This window comes from Staphylococcus sp. HMSC072E01 (genome assembly GCF_001814125.1).
In the GTDB taxonomy this organism is placed as follows: domain Bacteria; phylum Bacillota; class Bacilli; order Staphylococcales; family Staphylococcaceae; genus Staphylococcus; species Staphylococcus hominis.
The window spans coordinates 512,968-524,156 of the sequence record NZ_KV814990.1; the positions used below are offsets into that span (position 1 = coordinate 512,968).

The 11,189-nt window shown below is 30.9% G+C and carries 6 protein-coding genes; 4 read left to right on the forward strand and 2 right to left on the reverse strand.

Translation table 11 applies throughout. The features are described from left to right. Window positions 1–339, reverse strand: a 339-nt coding sequence (locus HMPREF2953_RS11770; protein WP_256263341.1) for a GNAT family N-acetyltransferase, incomplete at its 3' end; no start/stop codon positions are given. Between the two features lie 2,837 nt (window positions 340–3,176). Here HMPREF2953_RS11770 and HMPREF2953_RS10935 point away from each other — a divergent pair. Further along, a complete protein-coding gene (locus tag HMPREF2953_RS10935) occupies window positions 3,177–4,073 on the forward strand; it encodes a ComEC/Rec2 family competence protein (protein ID WP_017175162.1) in 897 nt (298 codons plus the stop codon). Here HMPREF2953_RS10935 and HMPREF2953_RS10940 read toward each other — a convergent pair. Beyond that, the gene (locus HMPREF2953_RS10940) at window positions 4,070–4,789 is read right to left on the reverse strand and encodes a hypothetical protein (RefSeq protein WP_049436185.1); all 720 of its coding nucleotides are present in this window, start codon (window positions 4,787–4,789) and stop codon (window positions 4,070–4,072) included. The genes HMPREF2953_RS10935 and HMPREF2953_RS10940 overlap by 4 nt on opposite strands. 423 nt (window positions 4,790–5,212) lie before the next feature. Here HMPREF2953_RS10940 and HMPREF2953_RS10945 point away from each other — a divergent pair, with 423 nt between their 5' ends. From HMPREF2953_RS10945 to HMPREF2953_RS10955, 3 genes are read left to right on the forward strand one after another with little or no spacing between them, the layout of a single operon-like run. Then, the gene (locus tag HMPREF2953_RS10945) at window positions 5,213–6,727 is read left to right on the forward strand and encodes a class I SAM-dependent DNA methyltransferase (protein WP_049436164.1); all 1,515 of its coding nucleotides are present in this window, start codon (window positions 5,213–5,215) and stop codon (window positions 6,725–6,727) included. Continuing rightward, window positions 6,717–7,949 (forward strand): restriction endonuclease subunit S, encoded by a 1,233-nt coding sequence (locus tag HMPREF2953_RS10950; protein ID WP_049436166.1) that lies wholly within the window; start codon window positions 6,717–6,719, stop codon window positions 7,947–7,949. Before HMPREF2953_RS10945 ends, HMPREF2953_RS10950 begins: the two co-directional genes overlap by 11 nt. Beyond that, window positions 7,933–11,052: a type I restriction endonuclease subunit R gene (locus tag HMPREF2953_RS10955; protein WP_070673415.1), complete on the forward strand. Its 3,120-nt coding sequence runs from the start codon at window positions 7,933–7,935 to the stop codon at window positions 11,050–11,052. The genes HMPREF2953_RS10950 and HMPREF2953_RS10955 overlap by 17 nt, the downstream gene beginning before the upstream one ends. Window positions 11,053–11,189: the final 137 nt, after the last annotated feature.

Consider the following 11,189-nt stretch of genomic DNA (forward strand, 5'->3'; position numbering starts at 1 on the left):
AGTGCATCTAGTCATGATGCCTTTCTTTTGGAAACCTTCAGCTAAGTAATAACCAATCGAGGTACGTTTATTAACTAAGTCTAAATAATGTAATCCAATAACACCAATCAGTTCTTTATCACTCCATATTCCACAATGAAATCCATTACCATCGATAAATTGTTGTAACGCTGAATGGATAAAGTGTTTACTATCTTCCACCCTCTTTGTATGTTCGACAAAAGGTAAAAATTCCGCTAGATATTTGCGGTTACTATCTACTAATTTAAATAACTGCCCTGCTTCTCGTTCTTCTAATATCTTTAATTTTAACCGTTCATTAATTTGATATCCAAAGATCATAACTATCCCACCCGCTTATATAATTATTAATGAACCTTAAAAAAACCGCTACTAAAGAGGATATAGAAATCCATCTCTACTTTATTGTTTTCTTCAAATATCATCTCGTAGTTACCTCGTTCATTAAACAAAAAAGTGGATAAAAAAACCGCATCACTTATGATATGCTTCTCCCTATCAGTGATTTTGCTAAAAAACTTTCAAAGTTATTATTTTTTTAACAAATACTTTAGAAAATTTTTATTATTTAATATTAATTTTATTTAAATTTTAAAGTTTTTTAAATACTAATAATGATCGTGCAGCAAATAATACAGAAACAACTATTGTAACCAAATCGGAGCTAGACTGTTCATCTGTTTCTGGTAATGTATTATTCTTAACTTGTATTTGAGTGTTATTACTTGCTTGAATAATACTTAAATTCTGTAATTGATTACTCTGTGTTGGTTCATTATTGTCAATTGTTTACTTTTAATCCCCATTATTCGCACTATTAGTAGATGATGTTAAATATTGTTTTTTTGTTAATGGACAACAACCTACTTTAGTTCATTCTTGATAGTCAGTCACAGCTATAGCTCCGGGCCAGTTTTTACTAAAATATCTTTATAAAGTTTAACAGCTCCATTCCCATGTTAAGACTTATTACAATGAAAAATCACATAATAATCTTCTTTATACTCATTTTTTAAATTTACACTTTCTAGATGATAACCATGTTCTTTCATAGCACTAATTCTGATATTTGTAGCATTATTAGGCGTTACTTTACTTTCAACCGCTTATGTTTGCTGTGTTCCTATCCTACTAAATAATAAAACACTTACTAAAATAATTATGACAAAAATATTTGTTTTATATCTTATTTCAAATTTAATTCCTATTTTTGGTTTTCTTCTTTTTAATTTCTTAAGTAGCAACTCTCGAATTGCAATACACTGCATCCAATCCTTTAATAATATACGTTCCATTCACTGTTATTCGTATTTCGTATTGATTTTCTAATTCCAACTTAATCATAAAGAAATTATTTGTATGAAAGTTATTTTTGTTTCTGCTTATTTTGAAATTGAATGTCAATTAATTGCAAAGATAATGAATTACAGTTTAAATCTTGATTTTTTGTTCCCCTTTTTTGCAGAATATTTTATCAAACCAAATATATTTTTTAATACTTATTCTCTATTCTACAGGGGTTATCGATTTCATTTTAACCAACCCAATTGGGATCATCAAGATGAGGTTCTCGTCCCCTGTTCTCCGGGGTGGTTATCGAATAAATATGGATCAAAATTCTATGATGCTCGTTTCTTCCCGTTCTCGTCCCCTGTTCTTCGGGGCAGTTATCGATCGTATTTCCTATTCAAATCACTACAAAAACTACTCCGTTCTCGTCCCCCTCTTTTACGGGGTGGTTGTCGATTCAGAATGACTATATAAGCCATTCACAGACCATTTAAGAGCCATTAACGGTTAATTAGTATAATATAAAACCTTAGAAAGCTATTAATTGGCTTGTATGGGCTTTATATGTGCTTATTAGGTGGTGTTGCTGTTCCTGCACAAATAAAAAGGCTATGACTTAATAGCCATAGCCTAATGATTATATATTATTGTTCCATTCTTTATTATTAAGTATTGCTTATATTTATTTACATTAGTATGAATATGAATCTCATCACCTTTTAGGTGTGCTACGTGTGTCCCTTTGTATGGGTGTTGTCTTAGTATTCGGCGTTTATCAAATAACTTTATATGATAGTTATTAGGCTTGATAATTATGTCCATAGTCCATATGGTTTCCATAGGTCGAGTGTTTCCCCAATGTATATTGGTTTCGTTTACTCGAGCCCCTGCAAAGTTTAGGGCGTTAGCTAAGTCATAGCATAACTGCTCTTGTTTGTTTTCTTTAAGTCTTTTCTTAATCATTATTTATATCAATCCTTTTCAAATGATTCTTCTGTTTTAGAACTCTTCCACTTCTTCAGCCATGTCAAAATATTGTTCTTGTTCTGGTGTTGTTTCTTGTCCTTGTTTGACAAGAATCCAGTTGCTTTCTAGTACATGTTGAATCATGCCAGTACGTTCGTGTGCTTGTTCCCAGAAGTCTTTTGTGTAACGGTCTATATCCTCGAAAAGTACCTCTATTATACGGTGGTCTTCTGTTCTACAACCATCGAAAAGTTCTCGTCCCCTATTCTTCGGGGTAGTTATCGACCCGATACTTCACTAAATAGCATAACCATTAGGGTTCAATTATTATTTTGGCTGTCAAAAAATGTGACAACTAACGACACACTACTGTATAGAATGTCACTTTTTTTGACAAATAATATGATGACTTTTCTTATATTAACAGTATACTACATTTAACACGCTAATAATTAATCGTGTGTAAAACTTAATAAAAATTTAACTTTTTCTTCCTTTTTAATTTAAAAGAAAAGATAAAATTAGTACCTAGATAATAGTAATATAAATTTCCTTAATTTTTATTTTTTGAGAGATTGCTTATTAACAATAATCTGAAAAATTTCTATACGGTTTAGAAAGATCAGTCACATCACACGAGAATAGCTCTTCTGAATTTGAATAAACAAAATAGTTAAATTTTATTCGGTCTATAAATCGATTGTAAAATCTAAAGGACAGAAGCCAATCTCGAGTATTTTTGTGTTCATAAGCTTTCTGTCCCCTTATTAGTGGTTTTACTAAAAAATTATTTTTACGTCATTTTAAGTAATATTATAAATTCTTTTACTTTAAGTAATAAACGCTTATAATTACATTACTTAATACAATTTGTTATTAATTAAAGGAGGATTACTAATTTGAGTATAATTAAATCGTATTCAGTAGGAAATGGTGATATGTTTTACATTAAACACGGTACAGATAATTTCTCTATTATAGATTGCTGTTTATATAATGATAAAAAAGATATTATAATAAAAGAAATATTAGAGATAGCTTCTACAAAAGAAATTGTTAGATTTATATCTACTCATCCAGATGAAGATCACATTCATGGACTTGAGTTATTAAATAAAAATTTAAATATCACTAATTTTTATTGCGTAAAAAATAATGCTAAAAAAAATGATTTTAGTCAAAGTTTTGAAGAATATAAAAAATTGAGAGATTCTAACAAAGTTTTTTACATACATAAAGATAGTCAAAGAAAATGGATGAATATTAGCGATGAATCACGAGGTAGTTCCGGTATTAATATATTATGGCCTGATACAGACAATGAGTATTTTAAAAATGAATTACAAAAAGCAGCAGAAAAAATCAGTTTTAATGATATATCTCCTATCATTCAGTATAAATTAGATAAAGGAGTAACTGCTTTGTGGATGGGAGACTTGACTACTGATTTTATGGAAAAAATCGAAAATGAAGTTAACTGGGAAAAAGTGGATATATTATTTGCACCTCACCATTCTAGAAAAAGTGGAAGAGTACCGAGTAGTATCTTAAATAAATTAAACCCTAAGCTTATTGTTGTAGGAGAAGCTAACTCAAAAGATTTATACTATTATAGTAATTATACTACAATTACTCAAAGAAAAGCAGGCGATATAGTATTTGACTGTCAAACTGGTACTATCAATATATATGTGAGTAATTTAAACTATGAGGCTAAAAATCTTGAAAAAGACTCTAAAATTCCCACAATTTATGATAATTTAAAATATATTGGAAGTGTAACTACATACAATTAACTTTTAAAATCACAATTAGCTAATAAAGATTGAGCATAACGTTTTGCAGATTTTCTAGTCTGTGTTTTAGTAACTTTAAAAATCCAAAAATACAAAAAAAACACGTTAATAATACTAGAAAGTACTAGTTGAATCGTATCATTTTCTTGAGATAGTATAAAAACAACAATACTGAATACTATAGATATTAAAACAATTATAATACCAATATATTTAATTCCTAATAAATTACGATAGAAGCCATATTCCATATTATGTTGAGCAGTCATATAATCTTCTCTTGTATTTTTTAATAACCAATCAATTGCTGAGTCGTACTCATCATCAAAATAATTCTCTTTTTTGTCTCTAGCATCTTCGTAGCTAGGAAGTTCTATACAAGGAACGTTTTCTTGTAAAAAAGAGTGATACCTTTCTTTGGTTTTTATATTTAAAGTGTCGTCTGAATATCTTAAAATTTGTGTAGTGGGATAAACATTTGATGATTGAGAAAACAACTTTTTTTCAACCATTTTACCATTTTCTCTTGCTATGATTGAAAATAAATAGATATAAAAAATCAATAGAATTATTACAATTAGACTAGAACCTAAATTTAAACTATCAGGAAAATATATTATCAAGATAGTAAAGAAAGACATGATACTTATCATTCCTGGAGCTATAATAGCTTTTAATTCATATTTATTAAAAAATATCATTAAAAATTCCTTCATAATATTTTTCTCTCCCATTATTAAATATTGTTTAAAGTTAAAAGGAGGTACCTCTCCTTTTTCTATTTGTTTTCAATAAATATTTATTATTTATCATAGTGCTTTTGATACAGAAAAATTTTGACCTAATATTCATAAAAAATTTTTCAATTAACAATGGCAACAGTATCTTCAATAACCACAGTCTTCACAAAGGTATGAATATGAATCTTCACATTTGTAACACACCTCTAAATCTTTTATCGTATCGTTTTAATTTATATTTTTTATTCATTTTAATTCACTCCTGTTTACTAATTTAAGATAATAATAATCTATATTTTTTTGATAGTCTAGATAAATTAAATATTAATAAAATACTACACAATCATCTTCTATTTTTTGCTATAGTTGATTTAACATTAAATTTAAGAGGTGTTATTAATGGCCACTATAGGTTTTGAAGAAAAGTTATGGCAAGCTGCCGATAAATTGAGAGGAAGTATGGATGCTGCTGAGTATAAAAATGTAGCATTAGGTTTAATCTTTTTAAAATATGTATCAGATTCTTTTGAAGAAAAGTATGAAGAATTGAAGCAAGATCCTTATGCTGATGAAGAGGATCAAGATGAATATTTAGCAGAAAACATTTTCTGGGTTCCAAAAGAAGCAAGATGGCAATATATTAATGATAATGCGAAAAAACCAGAAATTGGACAAATGATTGATAAAGCCATGATTGCAATTGAAAATGAAAATGAATCATTAAAAGGTGTGTTACCAAAAGAATACGCACGACCTGCGTTAGATAAAGAAAAATTAGGCGACATTATTGATTTATTTACATTTAAAGTTGGCGATACAGAGAGTCGTAAACAAGATGTATTAGGTCGAGTGTATGAGTACTTTATTGCTAAGTTTGCAAGTGCAGAAGGTAAAAATGCCGGAGAGTTCTATACACCATCATCAATTGTAAAGTTATTAGTTGAGATGATTGAACCTTATAAAGGACGCATTTACGATCCATGTTGCGGTTCAGGTGGGATGTTTGTACAAAGTGAACGCTTCGTTGAGAAACATCAAGGTCGATTAGACGATATTGCGATTTACGGACAAGAATCTAACCCTACGACTTGGAAATTAGCAAAAATGAACTTAGCTATCCGTGGTATTGATAATGACTTAGGTGAACGAAATGCGGATACATTCCATAACGATTTACATAAAGGATTAAAAGCAGATTATATATTAGCCAATCCCCCTTTTAACGCAAGTGATTGGGGTCAAGAACGATTACTTGATGATTACCGTTGGCAATTTGGTATTCCGCCAAAAGGTAATGCTAACTATGCATGGATTGAACATATGGTTTCCAAATTAGCACCTAATGGTATAGCAGGATTCGTATTAGCCAATGGATCGATGTCTACAAGTGGAAAAGATGAATTAGAAATTCGTAAAAATCTAATTGAACAAGATTTAGTGGAATGTATTGTTACCTTGCCAGGTCAACTTTTTTATTCAACACAAATACCTGTCTGTCTTTGGTTCATTAGTAATAATAAAGGTCAAAATGATAAAAAAGAACGTAAAAATGAAATTTTATTTATTGATGCTCGTGAAATCGGTCATATGGTATCTAGAACATTAAAAGAATTTTCAGATGAAGATATTCAGAAAGTAGCACAAACTTATCATGCTTGGAAAGGTACAAACGATAAATCCTATGAAGATATAGCTGGTTTTTGTAAAGTAGCTAATTTAGAAGAAGTTAAGAACAATGAATACATTTTAACGCCTGGACGTTATGTCGGTTTAGCCGATGTTAAAGAAGATGAAGAACCATTTGAACAAAAAATGGAACGTATTACTTCTGAATTAAGTGAACAATTCGCAAAATCAAAAGAGCTTGAAGACCAAATCCGTAAATCATTGGAGGGATTAGGTTATGGAGTATAAAGAAATTCTATTAAAAGACCTTGCTTCAAAAATAGGTGATGGTCTTCATGGGACGCCTTCTTACGATCCTAAAGGCGATTTTTATTTCGTTAATGGAAATAATTTAGAAGAGGGTAATATCGTAATTAAAGACACGACGAAAACAGTAAATAGAGAAACATTTGAAAAATATAAAAAAGATTTATCAAAAAGAACCTTATTAGTTTCTATAAATGGAACTATTGGTAAGATAGCTAAATTTAATAACGAAAATATAGTACTTGGAAAAAGTGCATGTTATATAAACTTAAATGATACTGCAGATAAAAATTATATTTATTTTTTACTAAAATCTAGAGAATTTCAGAATTATATACAACAATACGCTACAGGAACAACTATTAAAAATGTATCTTTGAAGACTATTAGGAACTTTAAAGTTAAATTACCTGCTCTAAAATATCAAAATAGAGTATCTACAATATTACAAAATATAGAAAATAAAATTCAATTAAACTACAAAATGATAGCAAACCTAGAGGAACTATCACAAACATTGTTTAAACGTTGGTTTATAGATTTTGAATTCCCAGATAGAAATGGCGCCCCTTATAAATCTAGTGGAGGAGAAATGATTGATAGTGAATTAGGGGAGATACCTAAAAATTGGTCTATCAAAACTGTAAAAGAAACAGCAGAAAGCTTTAATTCTATTAGAAAGCCATTATCAAAACTTGAAAGAGAAAAAAGAGAATCAATATACCCATATTATGGAGCAACAAAAATCATAGATTATGTAGATAATTATATTTTTGACGGGAAATATATATTAATTGGAGAAGATGGAACTGTTCAAACAGAAGCAGGTAATCCTTTTATTCAATACGTGTGGGGTAAATTTTGGGTAAGTAATCATGCACATATTTTAAAAGGAAAGCTTATTTCAGATGAATTATTGATGCTTTATTTAAAGAATACTAATGTAGCTCCTTATATAACTGGAGCTGTACAACCAAAGCTTAATAAAAAAAATCTAAATAGCATTAAATTTGTAATAGCAGATAAAGAAACTATTATTAAATTCGAAAATTTTATAAAATCATATTTTCAAAAAATTAGAATACTTAATAAAGAAAATAAAAAGCTAATTGAATTACGAGATACGCTTCTTCCTAAATTTATGTCTGGAGAACTAGAAATACCTGATGATATTGAGGTGAATAGTGATGAACTTTCAATTTAATGAAGATGATTTAGAACAAGTCGCATTAGAATGGCTACAATCACTAGGCTACGACTATAAAAAAGGTAATGAGATTGGTATGGCAGGTCTAGCGCCAGAACGTAAAAGTGATAAAGATGTTGTCCTTCATGAACGTTTAGAGAAAGCATTAAGAAAAATCAACTCAGACATTCATTCTCGTTTTATTGAAAAAGCGATACATGAACTAACTTTAGAGAAGTCGCCCAATCTTTTAGAAAATAACCTTACCTTTCATGAAAATTTGATCAATGGTATTGAAATCGAAGACTATGATGATGAAGGACAATCGGTAGTAGAAATTATTAAAATCGTTGATTTTGAACATCCACAAAACAATGATTTTTTAGCAGTCAATCAATTCACTGTCGTTAATGGAGACTATACAAAACGTCCCGATATTGTCCTCTTTATCAATGGCTTGCCTCTCGTTGTGATTGAACTTAAAAATTCAACCAATGAAACCGTGGGCGTCGAAGACGGTTATCATCAATTAGAAACGTATAAAATGCGTATTCCTCAATTATTTACATTTAACGAAGTGCTTATTACAAGTGATGGTATTAATACAAAAGCTGGTTCACTAACTGCGAACTATGATCGTTTTATGACTTGGCGTTCCAAAGATGGCCAAACTGAATCATCCTCAAGTTTAGCTAGTTTAGATGTGCTGATTCATGGGATGTTAAATCCTGAAACACTACTTGATTTAATTCGATATTTTGTCTTATTCCAAGATGATGGTAAAGGACATATCAGTAAAATTCTGGCAGCGTATCATCAATACTATGCCGTTAATAAAGCTGTTGATAGAGCTTTATTAGCTTCATCTGGGCAAGGTGATGGTAAAGGCGGGGTTATTTGGCATACCCAAGGGTCCGGTAAAAGTTTAACTATGGTCTTTTTCTCTGGAAAATTAATTCAAATGCTGAATAACCCTACTTTAGTCGTCGTGACGGATCGTAATGATTTAGATAACCAACTATACAGTACGTTTGTTAAATCAAAAGGACGTTCTGGTAAAGGATTATTAAGACAAACGCCAAAACAAGCTGAAACACGTAAAGAATTAAAATCGTTATTATCTGTTGAATCGGGCGGTATTATATTTACAACGATGCAAAAATTTGAACCTGAACAAAACGAAACGACCATGGCTGCTCTAACAGAACGTAAAAATGTGATTGTTATGGCAGATGAAGCGCATCGTACACAATATGGTTTTAATGCAAAATACGATGATAAAGGTGAAGGCATTAAATATGGTTATGCGAAGTATTTAAGAGATGCTTTACCGAATGCGACGTTTGTAGGATTTACGGGCACGCCCGTAGCTTCAACGGATAAAAATACGCAAATGGTCTTTGGGAACTATATCGATGTTTATGATATGACACAAGCCGTAGCTGATGGAAGTACCGTTAAAATTTACTATGAAAGTCGTGTAATTCCATTAAATCTACCTCAAAGTTTATATTTAGATGAAGCGTATAATGACATTACTGAAGATCAAGAAGAGGATGTAAAACAGCGTTTAAAATCAAAATGGTCACGAATTGAAGCACTTGCAGGCGCAAAGCCACGTGTAGAAGCTCTAGCCAAAGATATCATCCAACATTTTGAAACACGTCAACAGGCGATGAAAGGTAAAGGAATGATCGTAACCATGAGTCGTCGAATTGCTGTTGATTTATATGATGAAATCATTCGTCTAAAACCGGAATGGCATTCAGATGATGATGATAAAGGGGTTATTAAAGTGGTAATGACAGGTTCATCTAGTGATCCTGCTTCTTTCCAAAGACATATAGGTCCTAAAAAACGTCGTAATTTATTAGAAAAACGTATGAAAGATGTGAATGATGAATTACAACTCGTGATTGTTCGAGATATGTGGCTCACAGGATTTGATGTACCTTCCATGCATACCATGTATATCGATAAACCGATGAAAGGTCATAATTTAATGCAAGCGATTGCTCGTGTCAATCGAGTGTTTAAAGATAAACCAGGTGGATTAATTGTCGACTATGTGGGTATTGCTGAAAGCTTAAAAGAGGCCCTTAAAGAATATACAGAATCTGATCAAGCTCAAACAGCGATAGATACAGATAAAGCGGTTGAATTGATGTTATTGAAGTACGATGTAATTCAAGATATGTTATATAATCTTGATTATTCTAAATTTAATTCAAATAAAAAATCGGAACGTTATTATACAATATCGAATACGATGGATTATGTGATTGGTTTAGGTGAAGATGAACGTCAACGTTTTATTAAAACGGTCACAGAGTTAGGTAAAGCCTTTGCTCTTTGTGCGACTGAACCAACAGCCCAAGAACTCAATGATGAAATTGCTTTCTTTAAAGCAGTTAAAGCAGGTCTTGTTAAATTATTACAACCACCAAAAGAAGAGAAAACACGTAAAACTCCTGCAGAAGTTGAAGCAGAGATTAATCAACTTGTGTCACAATCTGTTGTGACTGAAGATGTCATTGATGTTTACCAAACGCTAGGTCTTGAACAACCCGATTTATCAATCCTATCAGATGACTTCCTAAAAGATGTCGAAGGATTGAAACAAAAAAATGTTGCAGTAGAATTATTAAATCGATTACTCAAAGGGCAAGTCAAATCATTAATGAAAACGAACGCGACAGTATCTAAGCGTTTCTCTGAAATGTTAGGAAACTCGATTAATAAATATAATAGTCGTTCCATTGAAACATCTAAAGTGATTGAAGAACTTATTCAACTCGCTAAAGATATCAAACAAGAACAACAACGAGGAAATGAATTAGGTCTGAATTCAGATGAGATTGCGTTTTACGATGCTTTAGTTTCACATGAAACAGCGAAAAAAGCGATGGAAGACAAAGAACTACGTGCGATTGCTCATGAGCTAACTAAAACAGTGAAAGAAAATATGGGTGTTGATTGGTCTAAACGTGATAGCGCAAAAGCTAAAATGCGTGTAGCTGTTAGACGACTGCTTAAGAAATATGGCTATCCACCAGATTTACAAAAAATGGCTGTAGAGCAAGTTGTAGAACAAGCAGAGCTTATGGCGAGTAATCAGTAAAAAAATAAACTAAAAGAGCATCCCTCACAGTAAAGTGAAGGATGCTCTTATATTAATGACCTTTATGTTTTTCTTTAGCCTTTATCAGGTTCTGTTGCAAAGTAAAAAATATAGCTAACCACTAATTTATCATGTCA